Genomic DNA, 19,802 nt, shown 5'->3' with positions numbered 1-19,802 from the left:
TTGAAGATGGATCGCGTTATTATTCAACGAAGATTGGTGAAAACTTTTAAGAACAAAATGCAATGTACATTTTTATCCGGTCGCTTTTTCAAGACGTGCAGTTATTAATCCCATTCTAATGCATAGCCAGCAGATCGAACTGTGCGGATGACGGGTTTATTAAGAAGTTTCGTAAGCAGGCGGCGCAAATGCCCCATATGAACGTCCACTGTGCGTGACTGAACGTATTGATTTGGCGGCCAGCCAGCCCTGATCAGTTCACTTCTCGAAAAAACACGACCTGGAGCGTCTATAAGGCGTGAAAATAGTTTAAATTCGATCAAACCCAGTTGGGATATTTTGCCATTGAATTCAACCTCCCGCTTTGTTGCGTCAAGGGTTATTTCGTGGAACTTCCGCAGGGCTGTCTCTGATTTTAAATCTGGTACCGCGCCCACTTGCATTGGGCTATCGACGAGTGTGTTAAGGTAACTAAGGATACGTGCAGGCGAAAGCGGACGCACAAAACATTCGTCAATTCCTGCTTTCAATAAATCCAGATACAAATCATCATTGCCTGCTGGGATCATGGCGATCAAAGGCAGAAAAGCGTTTTTCTTATCATTCTTAATAGCTTCGCAAAGATTGCAAACCTCGGTTGTTTGTTCTTCAGCGTCGAATAGAATGCTGAATGTTTCGTTTTCTCTAATTGCGGGTAGCAGGCTTTGCGCATCGACAAGTTTGCTTTTAAAGCCTTCCTTTCCAAGTATGTGATCAAACCAGAGAAAATGATCTGGATTACGCGACCAGAACAACACCGTAAGGTTCATTGCGACTCTCCGAGAAATTTTGGCTTCCACCAGCATTTTTGTCGTAACAAAAACTTTCAATCAATATAAAAATTATGTAATATGAACCAAATGTGATTGATTAAGCAAGGTTGCTTTGCCAACTCATTGAAAATCAGTATTAAAATTGTTGCAACAAATTTAAGTGTTTATTGCTGCCTCGGAGCGAATATCTGGATAGTATCTGGAATTGGAGTTATGCATTGCTGATGTCATTTAAAAATTATGCGTCCCTTATGAAATCCAGCATTGAACATTTGCCACTCGCGAAACAAGAGGAACTTCATCGAACAGTTCAGATCTTGTTGGAGGAGCTTGAAGATGCGTTGAAGCCTGGGTCAGCAGAGTTTAAAAAGCGTGGGCGTATTTTGAAGATCATTCTCTTCGGATCATACGCTCGCGGCGACTGGGTTGATGAGCCCCATACATCCAAGGGATACCAATCTGATTTTGATCTTCTGATTATTGTCAATGACAGGCGACTAACGGAATTTTCAACATATTGGAATAAGGCGGATGACCGGCTCATCCACGCACAGGATTTGAAGACCCCTGTTAAGTTCATCGTTCACTCGAGACGAGAGATCAACAATGCGCTTAAGCAAGGACAGTACTTTTTTGTCGATATCAGGCGCCAGGGAATTGTGCTTTATCAACTCGATGATGAGCCATTGGCCGAACCGCGGCCAATATCAGATCGTGACGCATATCGAATTGCAAAAGACTATTTTGAGGATCGTTTGCCGCATGCTCGGTTCTTCGTCAAAGCTGCAAGAATGGGCATTGAGGAAAACAGCCTGAAAGAAGCTGCTTTTCTTTTCCACCAAGCCATTGAGCAAGCGTATTCCGGTTTGCTTCTCACGTTGACCAATTACACGCCTGCCTCGCATAACATTAAGTTCTTACGGAGCATTGCGGAAAGCCAGGCGCCAAGTTTGGCGGATGTTTGGCCGCGAGATCAGCAGCGCTATTCCGCATGGTTCAATGTGGTAAACGAAGCTTATGTCAAAGCGCGGTATTCAAAGCATTTTGAGATTAGCCAGGAAGCTTTGGAGTGGTTGTCAGCGCGTACGCAAAAGTTGATCGACGAAGTCGATATTATTTGTCGAGATCATCTGCTCAAGTTGAGCCAGACTGCAGAAGGACCTCGAGCGAATGCCGAAATCACGGATATGTCCAGAAGATAACCCTGATTTTTGTTATTCTGCACTTTTTAGAGCTCGAATTCACGTCCAGGTGATTGATTACGATTAAACTCGAAATCAGTTGGAACGGACATTAGAAATTCCGCAAAATTTGGCTTTTGTGGAACAATCGGTGCCGCCAAATCAAGTGGTATAATAACCGCTGCAGGCTTGCCATGATTTGTAATTGTGACGGTGTCACCACGTTCAACGGCATCCACTAACGCAGAAAATCCTGCCTTTGCTTCTCTGATATTCATATGTCTCATGCGATCACTCCGTCCTTGTGAATTTCATGGGTTGAGTTACGTGATTATAGCATGCCCGCAGTTGACGCCTCAGTGCGTAGCGGTCAGAGAGTTCGATCACTATCGCGACAAGCATCTTCGCATCTTTCGGAATCTGTGTGCTGTCTTAATTCGACGGCGGGCATTGGTTTGCATCGGTCGCGAAATACAAACTATTTAAAGCCTTTCTATTGCCCATTTTCTTAGTCTGGACTACCTTATGTGTAGGTTCAACATTCAGAAACCTGCCAGGGACGACGCGCGGTTTTGACTCTCAACAAGAGTTGCGTGACTCAATTGAGGACCTAACGTCCGGCGAAACATTTTAGGTAGAGTGTCGGGCGGAGGAGGTTCCGCTTGTATCAACATGTTGTCTCGACTTTGCGCAATATCGCACTGGAATTGGGTGAAGCGTATAGTGATAATACCAAGCTAACATTGCGACAGTACGCAATTGATATCTATGGACACGATGCCATAACAGCTGTCGCCTATTGTGCGATGTCAGCATGGTGTGAGTGTCGCCAGTCAGAATACCAGTTCTGGTCTGATTTATTCAATGAAATGCAAAGAGATGTCCACCTGCACTAGCAGTTTCAGTTAGCGATTAATATCGACTGCATAACCATGCCCTCTCACAGTCCGGATTATATCTGGACCGTGAGAGGAGAGTGAGCGACGTAAATGTCCAATATGAATATCGACCGTTCTTGGTTCCACCTCGCATTCGCTCGGCCAGCCTGCACAAATTAACTCATCTCTTGTGTGGATGACGGTAGGACGCGTCATCAAAAACTGAAGAAGTCTGAATTGCAGAGCAGTTAATGAAATGTCCTGGCCCTTCCTCCGGACTTTCATTCTCCCAACATCCAGTTCTACATCAGCATATGTCATCAATTGCTGTTGATCTGGTAACTCGGCTTTAAGCGGGTTGCCACGGCGGATGTTATCTATCAATTGCACTATCAGAATTGGATCAAAGGGCGAGGCGATGCTTAAATCTACGATTTGGGATGTCAAAGAATGCGTAGCTTCTTCTTCATCTCCGTTCGACAGAAGCGCGATAGCGACGCTACCTGCAGCGTCTTTGCAGGATTTGCATAGTGAGACTGGATTGGATGATTGCAACGAACTGTCGATGATGACGAACTCAACGGCCTTTTGTCGACACAGCTTGATCAGATCGTCACGTTGTGTGATGAGGCGTGCGATTACGCCTTCCTGCCCCAGTATGTGACGGAGCAGAAGATAGAGTTGAGCATCATTGGTATAAATCGCAGCTCGCAAATTCATGCGGTTTCCTCCTAAACAGGCGCAAATTCTCCCCCATTCACGTCAAGGATCGCTCCATTTATAAAACCGGACTGTTCAGAGGCAAGAAAGCCTACAACATTGGCGACGTCGTCAACTGTTCCAATGCGCCCAACTGGAATACGTGCGAGAGCGGTTTTATTATGAGGACTGTCTATATCTCCGGCCATCTGTGTTGCTATCCGGCCGGGGGCAATAACATTTATTGTTACGCCAAAATGAGAATATTGGCCGACAAGGGATCTGGCTAAACCTGCAAGGCCCGCTTTCGAAGCAGCATAAGCGCCGCTAGCAATATGGGGTATTGTGCGTCCTGCCACTGATCCGATAAAAATTATGCGCCCGAAACCAGTTTGCTGCATATGGGGGAGTGCACATTGACAGCAAAGCATAGCTCCGGTCAGGTTCACGGCGATAACCCTGTCCCATTCCCGTATAGTCAGGTCTGTCAAAGGCAACGCTAAACCTCGCGGTCCTTTTGGCGAAATTCCTGCCGAACAAACGAGTATCTCCGGGTTCCCCAGAAGTGGCACCACCTCTTGAAAGAAGTGTTGGATCGCCCCCTCTTCAAGCATGTCAACCGTAAGGCCGAGGAAGCGTTTGGCTGAATATAGTTGAGAAATTTGTTCACACGCTGCCTCGACATGTTCAGGGCTCTGGCCAAAGAAGGCTACACGATGACCCAGCGCGAGAAGATGAAGAACACTCGCAAATCCGATGCCGGAACTGCCGCCGCTCACGACGGCAGTCTTGGAGTTGAGCGAAAGCATTATGCTGCGTCGTCCATGTCCGCAAAAAGCGATAGAGGAGGATGAGCCTGAGGGTCAGTTATGACTTCGATGAGTAATGGCTCACCGCCTTCGATGCCCCTTTTAAGAGCATCGTGGAGCTCCGCTGGATCGCTAATACGCAGAGCAGCGCAGCCACAGGCGATGGCAACAGCTGAATGGTCGACAGGTTCGAAGTGACAGGCTGATGTGTAAGAACCAAATTTAACAGTCTCTGCGTCCCGTTGAAAACCAAGAATCCCATTATTGAGGACTATAATAGTCACCGGTAGTTTCATACGGATCATTGTTTCAAGTTCCGCCCAGCTATGGGCAAAACCACCATCCCCTACGACCACTATAACAGGTTTGTTAGGTGCTGCAGCCTTTACGCCTAATGCGAGGGGGAAGCCCCATCCAAGACCTGCCAATCCGCGCGGGGTGACAAATCGTTGGCCAACATGTTGAGAGCGTAATTGCCCGAGTATCCACATGGAAGAATAGCTAGCATCGGCGACAATAATTGCTTCTGTCTTTTCGAGAAATTGTTGGAGTTCAGACATCACCCGTTCCGGCCGAATAGGAGAGTGATCCGATTTTGCATAAACCTCACGCGAATTTTCAAATTGTCGCCAGAAATCAGCAATGCGCCTTTCAACGGCCTCTCGTTTCTCGTATCGCAACGAGAGGCTGCGCGCGTTCAGAGCAATATTCAACGCGTCAAGCGTAGCGCGAGCGTCACCGGCGAGGCGCAGAGATTCGTAATTACGGCCGATCTCAACAGGATCGATATCGATATGTATTACCTTGGCATTTTGGGGAAGTTGTTTCCAGCTGTTCGTGCCATTTTGATTAGTGCGTGTTCCGACTAAAAGAACAAGATCCGCATCATCCATCAGATGTTGGCTGTAGCGCCCCAGTGAACGAGGGCCCGTAAGAGAGCCAAGAACGCCAGCGGAGAGAGGATGATGTTCATCCACGGTGCCCTTTCCCATGTTTGTTGTGAACACAGGCAGAGAGGCTGTTTCCTGGAGCCTTGCTAGTGCCTTAGATCCAGCTCCACAATGCACGCCACCTCCAGCAACCACAACTGGATTTGCAGCGGTTGCAATAAGATGTGCTGCCGTTTCAATCGCCTCGCGTTCGGGTTGAGTGCGATCTAATGGCCAGTTGCCCAGATTGAAGGATCGGGCATTTGGCGTATTTGGCACTTGTGCTCGCAAAAGATCCGCTGGCAAAAGTAAAGCGACCGGCCCAGGTCGTCCCGATGTTGCTGCAGTGAAGGCTGCATCCAGATAGTCATCAACCCGGTCTGCAATATTTAGTCGTCGCACCCATTTGGTGCAGGGTTGAAATAAAGAAATCTGGTCGAAGTCCTGGAAAGCATTCCGATCTGTTTGATCTCGCTCTACATCCTGAACCAAAGCTACAAGCGGAATGCTGGCTTTCAGGGCTTCTGCAAACGGAGGAACGAGAAGTGTCGCTGCGGGGCCGTTTTGAGCAGCGACCACTCCGACTTTTCCGGAGATGCGCGCATATCCATCCGCCATTGCTCCGCCCATATTTTCCTGGCGATATGCAACTTGTTCAATTCCGATCGCTTCTGCGGCAAGAATAACCGCAGATGGCAGGCTTTGTGCAAATATTCTCTCTACACCGTGGCGTTTTAAAGCGCTCGCAATGCGTTCGGCCACGGTTTCGCTTAGTCTGGCGGATTTCATATGTTCGCTCCTCAGTTCGTGCGACTTTGCGTTTCAAGGAAACTGTCGAACACGCTTACGATTTTACTCATATCGTCATCGGTCATGGGAGTTGAGAGACAGGCTGCTGCTCCGAACGGCAAGATAATTCCTTGCTGCAAGAAAAAACGTGTCAAGGATGTCATTAATGCCGCTTCCCGGACGTCCATGATTGCATTCTTGTAGGATGAGGGAGCTGTTGACTTGGGGTGAATTCGAAAAAGCGACGCTGCATTTGTTACTGAAAAAGGTGCACCCCATTTCTCAATGCATTGGCCCAGGCGGCCACAGAGTTGCTCACCAAGCCGATCCAGGTAAGAAAACTGCTGTCTCGTCATCGCTTCCATTGCGATTTTGCCTGCAATCATTGAAACGGGATTTGCAGAAAATGTTCCGCCTTGCGCCACAAGCGGTGCTCTGCCCGTATCATCAAATACGGACATAACGTCAGCCCGGCCCCCAATTGCGCCAATAGGGAACCCGCCACCTATGACTTTACCGGCCGTTATGAGATCTGGCATCAGTCCGTATCTTGCTGAAGCGCCATTATAAGCCTGGCGAAGGTTGAGTACCTCGTCTGAAATAATCAGAATGCCATGTTTCTTCGCATACACATTCAACGCCTCGATAAACAAAGGATCGGGCTTAAGCAGGCCTGCACGGCTAGGCATTGGATCGATCAGGATCGCGCTCAACTTATGTGCGTGTTTATTGAGTGAACGTTCAAGATATTCAATATTGTTGAATTCCAGAAGGAGGACATTTTCGCAAACGCTGGTCGGACATCCCGCGTAGGCAGGTTTTGCGAGAAGTGTTCCATCCTCTGATGTTGTGCCCGATTGACCAGCTTCTGCCCAATCATATGCGCCGTGATACGCCCCTTCGAACCGCGCGATCGCAGGCCTTCCAGTAAATGCCCGCGCTGCTTTAATGGCAAACATCACTGCTTCGGTGCCGCTGTTTACAAACCGAATGCGTTCGACCGCAGGTATTCGCTCAATCAAGAGCTCTGCCAACCCTAGTTCATGTTCTGTGGGGTTGGCAAAGCAAGTCCCCGATCGCAGTATTTGAACTACGGCCGCTGTTACAGGTTCAAAAGAGTGCCCGTGTATTAATGTCGTGAAGTTATTGTTCAGATCGAGAAATTTATTGCCGTCGGCGTCAGTTAGGTAAGCTCCGTGCCCATTGAGCGCGTACATTGGTATAGGGTCGCGTTCAATCGTGGAGCGGCTGACGCCAGCTGGCAATAAGTTTTGTGCGCGGGAAAATAGTTGACGAGACTGCGCACGAACGGGTTCACACCCATTCACATGAGTTGTGTACAAATGCATGAGTCCGGCTTTCTGCTGCGTGTGAAGCGTGGATCTTTATCCCAGCCTCATATTTTGTTGCAACAAAAATGTCTTTCGTCAAGGGCAATGCAACAAATTTATGTAATTAGTTTGTGTCCGCTTTACTTGCCGTTCGACGCAGGCGGCGATAGCCTTCACGAATATCATTTTCAAATGCCGCCCGTAACGCAGCGCCATCCCGTTCGTTTAACGCGTCAAGCGCCATCTCATGATTACGGACGCCAGATTTTTCTGACGCGAATTCTGGATAAAGATTGTAAAGAGACGGTCCTATTCGAAGCCATAGACCTTCAATCATAGAAATAAGATGGGGCATTTCTGCCAGTCGATAGACGAGAAAGTGAAACTCTTTGTTGTGCCAAAGAGCAGTGCGGTAATCACCCGCATCGAGGGCTTTATTAATAAGTGACTGTATTTGAATAAGATTTTCAATCAGAATGGGGGTTGCGTATGGCGCGCTTAGTTCTGCTGCCAGCCCCTCGAGCGCAATCCGGATAGCTGTGATTTCTTTGAGGTCCCTATGGGTTAATATGGGCACAACTACGGTTTTTGGACCTGTATAGGCCAACGCACGGTCGGCAATTAAACGATTGAGTGCATCGCGCGCCGGTGTTGAACTGACATCTAAATCTTCAGCCACGGCCCGTACTGTCATTTTGTAGCCAGGCTTGTATACACCGCGTATGAGCCGCTCCTTCATTTCATTATAGGCACTGTCGCCCAATCTCGGGACGTGTTTTTCGCCTTCTCCTGCGTCCATTTCATTTGATGTCATATTTTGATCCATGCGTGTTGACAGCGGGTATTTTTGGTGCAACAAAAACTTATTGTGAAGTTTTCACAAAGCATTTGTCACATCAAGCAGTTTTACCAGTGTGCCGCCCTTCTGTCACGGCGGCATGAACGACCGTGTTTGTTGCGAATATAAAGTCATTCGATTTTGGTTGATAAGAACACTGGTATCTTTGCTTAGCAGAGGAGGGCGCAAGCTTGATTGGCCAGAAAATGAGCCTCACAGGAATACAAAAGCGCTATGGATCGGCCTGGGCCGTTCGAGATATCAACTTGGAAGTATCAGAAGGAGAGTTTCTCTCGATTGTCGGCCCTTCGGGCTCCGGTAAGACTTCACTGCTCACCATGATTGCTGGATTTGAAATGCCAAGTGCAGGGCAGATAATGATTGGTGGAGAAAGGGTGACGCATCTTCCACCCAATAAGCGGCAAATCGGTATGGTGTTTCAGAAATACGCGCTCTTTCCTCATTTGACCGTGCGCCAAAATGTTTCGTTTCCTCTTGAGATGCGAACCAAAATGTCGCGCATGGAAAGAGAGCACAGGGTCTCGGAAATATTAGATTTGGTGCAACTGAGTGACTTTGGCGAGAGACTACCAGGCCAGATGTCGGGTGGTCAGCAGCAGCGCGTAGCAGTGGCGCGCGCCTTAGTCTTCAATCCACCTGTCATTTTGATGGATGAGCCGCTCGGGGCGCTTGATAAGAAACTGCGGGAAAGTATGCAATTGGAAATTAAACGCATTCAGGAGCGGCTGGGCGCTACCGTTATATATGTGACGCATGATCAGGAAGAGGCACTCACGATGTCTGATCGTGTGGCGGTTATGAACAATGGTCAGCTGGAGCAAATAGATACCCCCGAGGGCCTTTATCGAAATCCTGAAAGCAGCTTTGTCGCGGATTTTATTGGCACAATGAATTTTGTGCCGGCGGTAAAAATCGGAGAAAAATCGAATAGTGCGGTTCTTCGTATAGGAGAGCATACGGTGATTGATCTCCCAATCGACAGCCGCAATACCTCTCTCTTAAATCATGTCATCGATACTAAGCTCAGTCTGGCATTCAGGCCTGAGCATGTTGCGTTGGAACAACGCGTATGCACGACACCCGCAGTGATACAGGCAGAAATTGAAGCTGACATCTTCATGGGATCGACGCACACATATGTTGTGAGGCTTGACGATTGTCCTGGCCTGAAAGTTCGAGTTCAATGTGATGCCAACGCGGCTTCAACATTCAAGCGCGGCGACCGCGTTTCACTGCGACTGAACAGCGAGTCTGTGCATGCGTTCGCATCTGGCGGAAGGGACGCAGCATGACAGTTGTACAATCGAATACGCAAGAGGACGTTCTTTTTAACAAGGGGTCCTGGCGGACACCACGTTCGGCGCGCACTTATTCAGGTGTTTCCTCCTGGCTTCTGACAATGCCGTTATTATTCTTTCTTACTGTCGGCTTCATATATCCAATAGTAACGTTGATCAAACTGAGCTTTTCGAAAGGGTTTCTTGCTACCTACGGGCGTATTTTTGTAGAACCATTATATCTAAGTGTTTTATTCTCGACAGTCACTGTTGCGTTGATTGTGACTATCGCAGGCGTTCTATTAGGATATCCTGTTGCATTTGCCATGGCACGTCTGAATAAGCGATGGGCATTTGTGGTTGCAGCCTGCGTTTTCATACCATTGTGGACTTCTATTCTAATTCGCTCTTATGCCTGGATTGTTCTTTTGCAGCGCAATGGTTTGGTCAATTCTTTGCTTAAAACAACGGGACTGGCTGATCAGCCGGTTAAGATGCTTTATACACAAGGTGCGGTCATCCTTGCCATGACCCACGTTTTGCTTCCTTTTGTCATTCTTCCGATTTTCTCGGTCCTCAGAACTGTGCCAAATGACTATCTTCGAGCAGCCAGGAACCTTGGGGCAGGTGCGGTCTCGACCTTTCTGCGCATCACGTTGCCTCTCAGCCTTCCGGGAGTGTTCGCGGGAGCAACGATCTGTTTCGTGTTGGCTTTGGGGTTCTATATTACCCCAGCGCTTGTTGGTGGCCCAGGTTCGATGTTGATGCCAACGTTAATTGCACAACAAACCACCGTGGTTGTCGACTGGCCTTTTGCGGCAGCACTCTCGACCGTCCTTCTGGTCATGACACTGGTCTTCATAGCACTGTTCCGAAAAGGATTGTCCTTTCAGAAGGGGTTTAGCAATGTCCGTTGATCTGATCGCTATACGCTCTCTTCATGTCATCGATAAATGTAAGCTAAGCACTGCATATAGCAAAGCTTTCGTGTTTTTTGCGAAAGCTGTAGGGCTATGTGCAATTGCAGCAATTCTATTTTTTCTGATCCTTCCGACGATATTGGTTGTCCCAATGTCTCTCAGCCAGACCGATTATATTAAATTCCCTCCTGACGGGTTCACGGTGCGATGGTACTATGCCTATTTTACTGACCCGGACTGGATGTCTGCTACCTGGTTTAGCTTTCGCATTGCCGTCATGACAACGATCGTTGCGACAATCGTCGGAACAATGGCAGCCCTTGCTATTGTAAGAGGTGATTTGCCGTGGAAAAATGGCATCCAGGCGCTTTCGATAGGACCGTTGATTGTACCTAATGTTGTGTTGGGAGTTGCATTGTTTCTGGTGTTTGCGCCTTTGCAACTGACTGGCAGTTTCACCGGTTTTCTAATTGCTCATACAGTCCTTGCTGTTCCTTACGTGTTGATCACAGTTATGGCGTCATTGCAGCGCTTTGATTCAGAACTTGAACTCGCCGCACTTAATTGTGGAGCTAATCGCCTTCAAACATTTTTCAGAATTGTTCTGCCGAATATTATGCCTGGAATCGCGTCTGGCGGGGTGTTCGCCTTTCTCGCTTCATTTGATGAAGCAACGGTTGCTTTCTTCATTTCCGATACTGGTGGGAAAACAATTGGTCGAAAGATGTTTGAAGACATTGATTTCAACCTCACGCCGGTGATTGCGGCAGCCTCAACGTTCATGATTGCAATCGCACTCGTTTTCATGAGCATTGCTCATTTTATGACCCGCAGCGCTTCTTTAAAATAAACTCTCTATCATAGAGGAATACTGACGATGATGATCGGTAGATATTTGTCCGCGGTTTGCGGAGGTGTAATCATCTGCTTGGCTGTTGGAATTTCAACTGACAATGCGGTCGCAGCGGAGCGTGTCGTGATCGCCTCTACAGGCGGCATTTATGACAAAGTATTGAAGGAAGCCTGGTTCGATCCTTTCACAAAGGAAACTGGGATTGAAGTCGTGACAGTGGTTGCCACGAATGCAGAAATGCGGGCCAAGGCCTCAGCTATGGTAAAAGCCGGCAATGTATCTTGGGATCTCTACCTCGACGGCGAGATACAGTCGGCTTCTAAAGCCCATCAAGAAATCACTGAAGACTTAAGCCGATTTTGCGAGCAATTTAAGGGTAAAGCTGGTCTGGTTGAGAATGCTTGTGAAAGAGGAGGCGCTTTACTACAATCAACTGCAACGCTTCTGGCGTATCGATTAAATGATGGGCCGCAACCACAAACCTGGGCAGATATGTGGGATGTTAAAAAATTTAAGGGAGGACGTACTTTCCCGAACTTTGATGATCCCTGGCGCGTGTTAGCAGCAGCTTTGCTTGCCGACGGTGTCAAAAAAGATGAGCTTTTCCCTTTGGACGTTGATCGTGCCTTTCGTAAACTCGATGAAATAAGATCTGACGTAACACTCTGGTGGAGGACGGGCGACCAAAGTGTGCAGGGCTTTAGAAATAAAGATTATGCGTTGGGTGAGATTTGGCTCACGCGGGCAAAAGCAATGAAAAATGAGGGATTGCCGATCGGCTGGTCTTACAAGGCTTCTTTTCTGGTGGGTGATCGCATTGCCGTCGTGAAGGGCGCTCCCAATCGTGAAAACGCGAAAAAGCTGATCGCATTTTGGCTGAACTCGCCCCAGGCTCAGGCACAGGCATGTGAAAAACTATCCTGCACTCCGCCAAGTACCTATGCAATTGCGCTTATGTCTGATGAAGCTCGGCAAACCATGCCCAGCGCAAGTGATCTTGAGGAAAATATCATCATACCTGATGCAGACTGGATCAACAAGAATTCAGCATCACTGCTTCAACAATGGAACACCTGGGTAAGGGAATAGATGCGTTCGGTTACATTATTGGCAGGACTGTCAACCTTAAGTCAGAAAGAGGGCTGTTAGTCCTACCAAACTTTCAAATCGTATATTTAATACAATCGACAGTGGTTCCTTAATTCCGCCTTTGCCCATCGAAATGCCGTTGGCAGGTGGTCTCCACACAATCGCTTCTGGGGAGAAATCAGCAGCGATTGATCGTGGTGTTGGTTCCATGGTTGATTCAGACATGAACACTGAATCGGCGAGCCTTTTAGCTCTTCAGGTTCAGCAGCAGCTTGGCGTAGAGGCACTGTCGATTGCTAACTCCAGCACTCAGAACATCCTGTCGCTCTTCCGCTAATAAAATCTTCTGGTTGAAAGATTTAGGTCTGCATCTAGGATTTTTAATGAGCATCATGATCAAATTAAGCCCTCAGAAATGGGGGCTTTTTTGTAATCTTTAATAGCGGTATTTATAATGAGATAAGGGCAAAACTAACGGATTTGATATATTGATTAACTACCTCAGAACGTAATCCAAGGTAAGTCAGATTTTCTCTCATAAAAATTACGCAGGCACTTCGGATGTCGATAGACACAAATATTACATTTTCAGATGGATCAATTTTCGAGTCTAATGCTCTAAAACTGCATTTCTCTGGCGATTTTGTTCAAGTTATAAATTCCGAAAGCAGTACGGGACAACTCTATAAATCATCCGATATCCGCACGATAACTGAAATCTGCAGCGAGAAATCTATATCTAAAAAATCGGGCAGACAGGCACGCATTTCAATCAGCGGTCAGATCATCGATACTTCAGGCTCGATCTCATTCGGCGGAGGCTCCTTTATCTCAATTAAAGATGGCAGCACGACAACCTGGATTCCGCATCAGATGTTCGAAGAGATAGAGGTTTATGATGATACGACTTCAGAAGAAACAGCTAAGCTTACTAAATTACTGCCAATAACCCTTGCTAAGGGCTTAGATAACGCTTCTATCAAGCGCGGCGACAGCTTCAGTGTAAAGACCAGAAATCGCTTTATCAAAGTGGCTGCGGGTTGGATAAAGCCAGAAGGCAATTTCTTATTTATTAGAGATTACACAATGAACACCGAGTATTGGATACCGAGCCGCTTCGTTCTCGATATCGATTTCAAACGCTAAGAGTAATTAAGTGAGAAGATCGGGCAGGACATCAATAAATAACATTGGTGCCGGCACAAGCAGCCTTCTTCGAGAAGTCAGTCATTCACAGCTTTGTCATCTCAAATTGTAAATTTTTGCAACCATAAATAATTAATTCATGCTAAGTCGCCCGTAAGTTGGAGGACTTAGTTTTCATATGATTAGCACGCTTTGTAAAACTAGCAGGAAACCGTTTATATCGATGCTGGCAGCAGGCTTGTTTCTTATGTGTTTTGCTGGGGCTTCTATTGATGTTGTTTCCATCGATTATGGATAGGGTTTCGATCAGTTTGATATGATGACCTCGGTATCTCCTTGTGATCTCACACTTATTGAGTTGATGACAGAGTTTACTTTACCAGTCACGTTTGTATTTGGTTTATTTTTGGCAGCAGGTGGATTCAGCGGCTGGCTGCTGATTGAGCGTCAGAAAACTGATGATTATCGATTGCTTGTTTGAATAGAAGTGTGGATAGCAAAAAGCCCTGATGTTTGAATTCAGGGCTTTATTTATTTGATCGGATATCCCGAAATATTCGCCGGGCGTTACGCGGCAGGCTTGCGACCGAGGCCTAATTTAAGCGCGATATCTGATCGTTCTTTTGAGTATCCTGGCGCAACCATAGGGTAATCGTGCGGAAGAGAGAAGTGCGCACGGTATTCATCCGGAGTGAAGCCGTGTGAGGTGCCGATATGACGCTTTATAGACTTGAACGATTTCCCGCAGCAAAGGCATGTAATCTGATTATCGCTAACCGATTTCTTTACACTTACAAACGGCTTTGGAGCTTCAACGGCGGTAACTTCTTCAGCTTTGATATTAAGCGTGCTGTTTTGCAAGCTTGCGATAGCTGTGTGAACCGACTTGATGGTTTCAATAAGATCGTCAGGTCGTACTGCGTTATTTGATACCCATGCTGACACGATCTTAGCCGTAAGTTCTGCGGTATTGAAATCAGAGTTTTCTATTGAAATGGAATCCGACATTTTTGAATGCCCTTTTTTATTGTAATAATTTTCTATATAAGCCAAATTTTTCAACATGCAATATAATTAAAATAAAAATCATCGGCCTATTGTCGCATGCATTCGTTTACATGATACTATTACATATAAACGAAATATATCGATGGCCTTTTTTATAAATATTATTAATATGGGTTGTCATAGATGGCATTTAGCGTAACAAAATATAGATTTGATAATAACGAATTTGATATTACCTACCTTTGAAGGGCAAACATTTATAAATATTTCATGGGAGTTTTTGTAAATTCGGAACATCAAACATATAATTTAAATATCGATTTTGAAACAAGGAGATAATAATGGAAAAGATTACGATATGAGGACGATTTTACAGCGAGCCAGATGAAGCAAAAAAGAAGCCGCCTAATAGATGGCTTCATATATCGATTACAACCGGCCTTATTTTGGAGCGATACAAGGGGTTCAAAATGAAGACCTTCGCTTTCTCACTGACACTCTCTGCAATCCTGTTCTCATCAGCTTTCGCTTCGTTGCGCTACGCCGTGGCGGGATCTTCCGCCCAAATACGGCAGTTCGATACGATCTATCGACGCTTTCGGCGCTGGAGCGAAGTGCGGGTCTGGGAGGCTGTTTCAGTCACCCTTGCCGGGATCATGGCTGACAATGGCCACTACAGCATCGATAGCACCACGGTCCGTGCCCATATTTCGGCAGCGGGCGGAAATGGGGGATTCATCGACGTGCTCTTGGCCTCTCGCGGAGGCGAGTTCACCAGTAAACTTCACCGTCTGGCTGATGCCAGAGGAAGATCGCTTGCCTTCCACCTAACGGTTGGCGAGACGGCAGATTGCAATGCTCATGACACACTGTTTAGCTTACCCGAGCAAGCGCCACGGCGCTCCTTGCTGATAAGGGCTACGATGCGGATGCCCTTCGTAAGGGTCTCGCCAGCCGCATTATCGAACCCGTCATTCCTGGCAGAGCAAACCGTAGCGTGAAGATAGGATATGATCGCACGCTGTAAAAACAGCGTAACTTAATCGAACCGATGTTTGGCCGAATGAAAATCAACCGCGCCATTGCCAACCGATACGACCAACTCGCCGAGAGTTTCATCACCATGGTTCATATTGTCACCGTAAGATACTGGCTCAAATTCGTCCACGCTGCCTGGGTAAGGCAGATGAACAGTTAGATTTTTCCATTCAAATAAGTTTGATGTCAATAAATGAAAAACCCGCTGCTCTCTTCCCGGAAAACAGCAGGCTTCTTTGTTACATCTTATATTCAGAAGATACGGAGATGTGTTAGTATCTTCAAAAATATTGATACCGATGTCAATAAAAAAGGCCGCTCACAACCGGCGCGCAACGAGTGGACTATTCATAACTTTTTTAAGGCAGGTACATGAATAGGAGAATTGTCGATAAAATTAACGTGTGATGATTTCTATCCACAAGTGACGGTGTGGGGGTGCGGACGAAAACCTGGACTATTAGCGAGTTATTTCATGTATTCCTAGGAGACTGGATTCGAGCAGGAAAATGATAATAAGCCTGTCGGTGTTGTCAGCAAGGCGTTGCTTGTGCAGTGCTTCCTGATGAAGGTGGAAGACCGAGACACCGTTCACCGCAGGGCGGCTTGTTCGAGCTATGTGAAAAAGGCGCCCTACCTGTCGTTTTTTGTTTAATATTCTTTAATCATAATAAAGCGCTACTCGATTAAATGTCCCAATTGCATTAGGTGTGGCTTATTTACTACAGACTTTTTAGCGTGGTGGCCTATTTTGATCTCTAGAGTTTTTCTAAAGGGCTTGGAGAGATTAAAATGAAAATTTCAGCGATTTTGTTTGCTTCGGCAGCTATGTTTGCAGGCGTTTCGGCAGCGAATGCAGCTGACGCCATCGTTTATGACGAACCAGCACCGGTTGTTTCTGCACCTGTGTTCTCTTGGACTGGTGGTTATCTCGGCGGTCAGGTTGGTTGGGGTTGGGCGAAGTCCACCTTTGATCTAAACGGCTACAATGTCGGCCACATGAAGCCAGATGGTTTCCTTGGCGGTCTTTATGCAGGTTATAACTTCGACCTCGGCAACAATGTCGTTCTGGGTCTTGATGGTGATGTAACCTTCAACAATCAGAAAGACAGCATTTCTGAGACCTTTACTGATGGCGCAGACAGCCTGACCCTCGGCGCTGAAAGCAAGCTTCGTACTTCCGGTGCCGTTCGTGCACGTGCAGGTTATGCATTTGATCGTTGGCTTCCATACGTTGCCGCAGGTGTTGCGATTGGCAGCGTTAAGAATACCGTATCAGCTTCGGGCGACATTGATGGAACGGCTTTTGATGTTTCAGAATCCAAAAGCAAGACCCACGTTGGCTGGACTGCTGGCGCTGGCGTAGATTACGCTGCAACGGATAACGTCATTCTCCGCCTTGAATACCGTTACAGCGACTACGGCAAAAAGAACTACTCTGTAGTAGACGACGTGCTGACAGCTCGTAACAAGTTTAAGACCAACGAAGTTCGTCTCGGCGTTGCCTACAAGTTCTAATAACTGGTGACGTCCAGTTTAATTAAACCGTTCAGAGAAATCTGGGCGGTTTTTTTGTCGCTTAAAAGGGCCTTAATCGACTAAACTTATTGTTAACCTAACACTATCTATCTTGAAGCGAAGTTCTATATTGTTAATTAAATTTGCAGTAAATAAATCTTGTTTCTCCTGCTGACTAGGCTCAGGCCTCATTGTTTCCGAGCCAGAATATAACGGCTGCTGCGAGATCTATTGCTGCACGGAACCCGACCGGGCAGCGGTCATAACGGGTAGCAATTCTTCGCCAGTCTTTCAGTCTGCCAAACATGATTTCGATACAATTACGCCGCTTGTATCGGCGTTTGTCATACCTGATAGGCTTCTTACGGTTTTTGCGACCCTGGATGCACGGCTTTATCGCTTTGTCTTTTAACCGTTTTCAGAACCAGTCAGCACCATATCCTCTATCGGCAAGAAGATAATCGACCTTCGCTAACGTCTCAATTAAGGCTGTAGGTCCGGTGTAGTCGCTGAGTTGTCAGGCAGTGACGTTTAATCTGATGGGTTGCCCTTTCGCGGCAGTGACGGCATGCAACTCGGTAATTATGCCACCTTTTGTCCGGCCGATCAGTCGTCCATCGCCCCATTTTTATCCGTAGGCTTGAAGCCGTACGGCAAGCTTTCAAATAGTTCACATTCATCATCGTAGTCTTTCCAACCGACGATTTGGACGGCAGCTCTTCTAATATTTGAGAAAATATCCCCTTTTGACACCAACGGTCTCAACCATCATAGAGAGTTTTATAATGCCCATATTTCCGAGAGGCATCACACCACCGTAATCCATTGCGAAGAATGAAGATAATTCCACTCAAGACACGTCTGTCATCAACGCGTGGTCGTCCATGGCTCTTAGGAAAAAAGGGCGAAGGCCTGACATCTGTCCTTCGCTCAGCGAGAAAAGATTGCTCATCGTTCAGTCTCCTCAAGCGAAACTGAATAAGTTATTCATTCTCAAATCAATGGGTCCTGAGCCTGGGTATCATAAAATACAAAGCCATCAACTTTCAGCTTGCCTTGAATGATCATCGATGGTCTTTTTCATAACCCCAGGCACCGTTTGACCTCTGGCGGACAGGATACGGTGGGTTAAATAACGTATCGGTGTTGAACCAGTTTATTCTCCGCCAATCAATTTACATCCCGGTTTCGCGGTTGTCGCCCATATCGGGCTTTTTGCCGGTGACCGATGCAAAGAGCATCTTCGCCGTGGCCGTGATTGCACCGGGGCCGTCCCAAAATTCGGCATGGCTCGGAGATACAACAATCAGACGGATATTTGGATCGTTCTCAGATTCCCAGAACGCCTTAGCGAAAGGTGTCCAAACATCTTTGATTTTCGCGCGATCATTGGACACCTGAGCATTGCCTTCAATAAAGAGATAATCATTGGCAGACTCATTCGAAAAAGTGAGCTGCACAGTTGATTGTCCTTGAATGTCGGTGACCTTATCGCCTTGCGCGTCCGTGAGGAAGTAAATTGCACCCTCGTCTTTGCGAACGATCGGAGACATTGGAACCTGTTTTCCATTCCAGCCATAAAAGCAGACGCGGTTATCTTCAGCTATCTTCCAGGCTCTCTGTGGATCTGAATGGGACATTGGTTTTACCTCTACTGTGCGTATGGGGTTTAGATGTATTTAAAGTTGTTTATCTATCGGCGACAACGACCCAGCATCATGCCAGTAAGCAACCCGATGATGCCAACTGTTGCCAATGTTGCGGTTGCTGCGCCAGGATTTTCTCGAGCCGCGTTCAGTACTCTTTCGCCATGGTAGCGAGCGTTCGACGCAACGTCTTCAAATGCGGACGATGCGGACGATAAGGCGTTATCAGCCTTGTCAGAAGCGCTCCCAAGGCGTTCAGCAAGCTGTGAAGAGAGGTTGCTCAGTTGGCTACGAAGTTCGCTGATCTGGTCCGCAACTGTATTTTCTGGTTCGTTTGCCATTGAGGTAATTCCTTCTTTAATAAATTGGTTGACAGCATAGGCTGCGTTGCCATTTGAGAACGTATTGCACCGCCTTTTGTTTCACTGAAATAAAAAAAGAAATCTTATCTGGGTGTAGCTCAGCGGGACGAGCACTCGGTTTGGGCCCTGGAAGCCGCAGTTTCAAACTCTGGCACCCTAACCATATTCATCAGATCATTCGCCACAAGATTGATTAAGGCTGCCACTTCAGATGAAACCCAAAATGAGTCATTTACCCAATGCCTCGGGGATATTTTTGACTTTTAATTTGGATAAGAGGGTATTGGTGCGCGTCGAGTTTGATGCCAATTTACATGTTGTTGAGAGGATATTCTCGCGCTGTGCTAAGTCAGGATGACGGCAAGTATTCGCACTTATACTAATTTATCGCGATAGTTGAAAAGGAAAAGTCTAGGGCGAAGGAGTAAGAGTATGTTGGCATTCTCAATACAATTGTTGATTGATACCTACCAGCGACGTCGTCTTGGTGCAAAATACAGCAACAAAAACGTTGCGATGATGGGTATTGCTACGCCGATGAAATATTGCCCCATGGTAAGCGGTGTCTCACTCACACCGGGCCGGTATAATTCCATGGTAATAGTTGGTCGATTTGGCTCTGCTTATGGCCATTGACGATTGCGGTGAGGGTAGCGGT

The 19,802-nt window shown here is 46.9% G+C and carries 19 protein-coding genes and 3 pseudogenes; 11 read left to right on the top strand and 11 right to left on the bottom strand.

What is annotated here, in order from left to right; translation table 11 throughout:
- Positions 1-104: 104 nt before the first annotated feature.
- The gene (locus WH356_RS23200; protein WP_339515135.1) at positions 105-809 is read right to left on the bottom strand and encodes a response regulator transcription factor; all 705 of its coding nucleotides are present in this window, start codon (positions 807-809) and stop codon (positions 105-107) included.
- A 227-nt stretch (positions 810-1,036) separates the two neighbouring features.
- On the opposite strand from WH356_RS23200, the gene WH356_RS23195 reads away from it, so the two are divergent.
- Positions 1,037-2,014 (top strand): nucleotidyltransferase and HEPN domain-containing protein, encoded by a 978-nt coding sequence (locus tag WH356_RS23195; protein ID WP_445253728.1) that lies wholly within the window; start codon positions 1,037-1,039, stop codon positions 2,012-2,014.
- Between the two features lie 26 nt (positions 2,015-2,040).
- Here WH356_RS23195 and WH356_RS23190 read toward each other — a convergent pair whose 3' ends face one another.
- The 6 genes from WH356_RS23190 to WH356_RS23165 all read right to left on the bottom strand — a co-directional run bounded on the left by WH356_RS23190 (position 2,041) and on the right by WH356_RS23165 (position 8,242).
- Positions 2,041-2,280 (bottom strand): type II toxin-antitoxin system Phd/YefM family antitoxin, encoded by a 240-nt coding sequence (locus WH356_RS23190; protein WP_339515133.1) that lies wholly within the window; start codon positions 2,278-2,280, stop codon positions 2,041-2,043.
- A 618-nt stretch (positions 2,281-2,898) separates the two neighbouring features.
- Complete coding sequence (locus WH356_RS23185) at positions 2,899-3,591, bottom strand: winged helix-turn-helix transcriptional regulator (protein ID WP_339515131.1); 693 nt, start codon at positions 3,589-3,591, stop codon at positions 2,899-2,901.
- 11 nt (positions 3,592-3,602) lie between these two features.
- Complete coding sequence (locus WH356_RS23180; protein WP_339515129.1) at positions 3,603-4,379, bottom strand: SDR family oxidoreductase; 777 nt, start codon at positions 4,377-4,379, stop codon at positions 3,603-3,605.
- Positions 4,379-6,097, bottom strand: a complete 1,719-nt coding sequence (locus tag WH356_RS23175) for an acetolactate synthase catalytic subunit (RefSeq protein ID WP_339515127.1) — start codon at positions 6,095-6,097, stop codon at positions 4,379-4,381. The genes WH356_RS23180 and WH356_RS23175 overlap by 1 nt, the downstream gene beginning before the upstream one ends.
- Positions 6,098-6,108: 11 nt before the next feature.
- The gene (locus WH356_RS23170; RefSeq protein WP_339515125.1) at positions 6,109-7,446 is read right to left on the bottom strand and encodes an aspartate aminotransferase family protein; all 1,338 of its coding nucleotides are present in this window, start codon (positions 7,444-7,446) and stop codon (positions 6,109-6,111) included.
- A 106-nt stretch (positions 7,447-7,552) separates the two neighbouring features.
- A complete protein-coding gene (locus WH356_RS23165; protein WP_339515123.1) occupies positions 7,553-8,242 on the bottom strand; it encodes a GntR family transcriptional regulator in 690 nt (229 codons plus the stop codon).
- A gap of 215 nt (positions 8,243-8,457) precedes the next feature.
- Between WH356_RS23165 and WH356_RS23160 the strand changes: the two genes are divergently transcribed.
- From WH356_RS23160 to WH356_RS23130, 7 genes and pseudogenes are all read left to right on the top strand, one after another.
- Positions 8,458-9,579 (top strand): ABC transporter ATP-binding protein, encoded by a 1,122-nt coding sequence (locus tag WH356_RS23160; protein ID WP_339515121.1) that lies wholly within the window; start codon positions 8,458-8,460, stop codon positions 9,577-9,579.
- Positions 9,576-10,481 (top strand): ABC transporter permease, encoded by a 906-nt coding sequence (locus WH356_RS23155; protein WP_445253726.1) that lies wholly within the window; start codon positions 9,576-9,578, stop codon positions 10,479-10,481. The genes WH356_RS23160 and WH356_RS23155 overlap by 4 nt, the downstream gene beginning before the upstream one ends.
- A complete protein-coding gene (locus WH356_RS23150) occupies positions 10,471-11,334 on the top strand; it encodes an ABC transporter permease (protein ID WP_339515119.1) in 864 nt (287 codons plus the stop codon). Before WH356_RS23155 ends, WH356_RS23150 begins: the two co-directional genes overlap by 11 nt.
- Positions 11,335-11,361: 27 nt before the next feature.
- A complete protein-coding gene (locus WH356_RS23145) occupies positions 11,362-12,426 on the top strand; it encodes an ABC transporter substrate-binding protein (protein ID WP_339515117.1) in 1,065 nt (354 codons plus the stop codon).
- A gap of 178 nt (positions 12,427-12,604) precedes the next feature.
- Positions 12,605-12,763, top strand: a pseudogene (locus WH356_RS23140) (flagellin); the annotation flags it as partial.
- A gap of 224 nt (positions 12,764-12,987) precedes the next feature.
- Entirely contained in the window at positions 12,988-13,572 is a 585-nt protein-coding gene (locus tag WH356_RS23135; RefSeq protein ID WP_339515115.1) for a hypothetical protein, read from the top strand.
- A gap of 316 nt (positions 13,573-13,888) precedes the next feature.
- Entirely contained in the window at positions 13,889-14,053 is a 165-nt protein-coding gene (locus tag WH356_RS23130; RefSeq protein WP_339515113.1) for a hypothetical protein, read from the top strand.
- A gap of 86 nt (positions 14,054-14,139) precedes the next feature.
- Here WH356_RS23130 and WH356_RS23125 read toward each other — a convergent pair whose 3' ends face one another.
- On the bottom strand, positions 14,140-14,637 hold the full coding sequence (locus tag WH356_RS23125; protein ID WP_421566361.1) for a MucR family transcriptional regulator: 498 nt from the start codon (positions 14,635-14,637) through the stop codon (positions 14,140-14,142).
- Positions 14,638-15,108: 471 nt separating this feature from the next.
- Here WH356_RS23125 and WH356_RS23120 point away from each other — a divergent pair.
- Together WH356_RS23120 and WH356_RS23110 are read left to right on the top strand one after the other, a co-directional pair.
- A pseudogene (locus WH356_RS23120) lies at positions 15,109-15,778 on the top strand (IS5 family transposase); the annotation flags it as partial.
- Positions 15,779-16,410: 632 nt separating this feature from the next.
- Entirely contained in the window at positions 16,411-17,136 is a 726-nt protein-coding gene (locus WH356_RS23110) for an outer membrane protein (protein ID WP_339515107.1), read from the top strand.
- A gap of 181 nt (positions 17,137-17,317) precedes the next feature.
- Here WH356_RS23110 and WH356_RS23105 read toward each other — a convergent pair.
- From WH356_RS23105 to WH356_RS23095, 3 genes and pseudogenes are all read right to left on the bottom strand, one after another.
- Positions 17,318-18,088 (bottom strand): annotated as a pseudogene (locus WH356_RS23105) (IS5 family transposase).
- 223 nt (positions 18,089-18,311) lie between these two features.
- Positions 18,312-18,776: a pyridoxamine 5'-phosphate oxidase family protein gene (locus tag WH356_RS23100; protein ID WP_339515105.1), complete on the bottom strand. Its 465-nt coding sequence runs from the start codon at positions 18,774-18,776 to the stop codon at positions 18,312-18,314.
- 53 nt (positions 18,777-18,829) lie between these two features.
- Positions 18,830-19,123, bottom strand: coding sequence for a hypothetical protein (locus WH356_RS23095; protein ID WP_339515103.1), 294 nt, complete (start codon positions 19,121-19,123; stop codon positions 18,830-18,832).
- Between the two features lie 453 nt (positions 19,124-19,576).
- Between WH356_RS23095 and WH356_RS23090 the strand changes: the two genes are divergently transcribed.
- Positions 19,577-19,780 carry a hypothetical protein gene (locus WH356_RS23090; RefSeq protein WP_339515101.1) on the top strand — a complete coding sequence of 68 codons (204 nt, stop codon included), beginning with the start codon at positions 19,577-19,579 and terminating at the stop codon, positions 19,778-19,780.
- Positions 19,781-19,802: the final 22 nt, after the last annotated feature.

The sequence above is a fragment of the Ochrobactrum sp. MYb379 genome (assembly GCF_037479515.1).
GTDB lineage: Bacteria > Pseudomonadota > Alphaproteobacteria > Rhizobiales > Rhizobiaceae > Brucella.
This window is presented reverse-complemented; position numbering and strand designations above follow the sequence as displayed.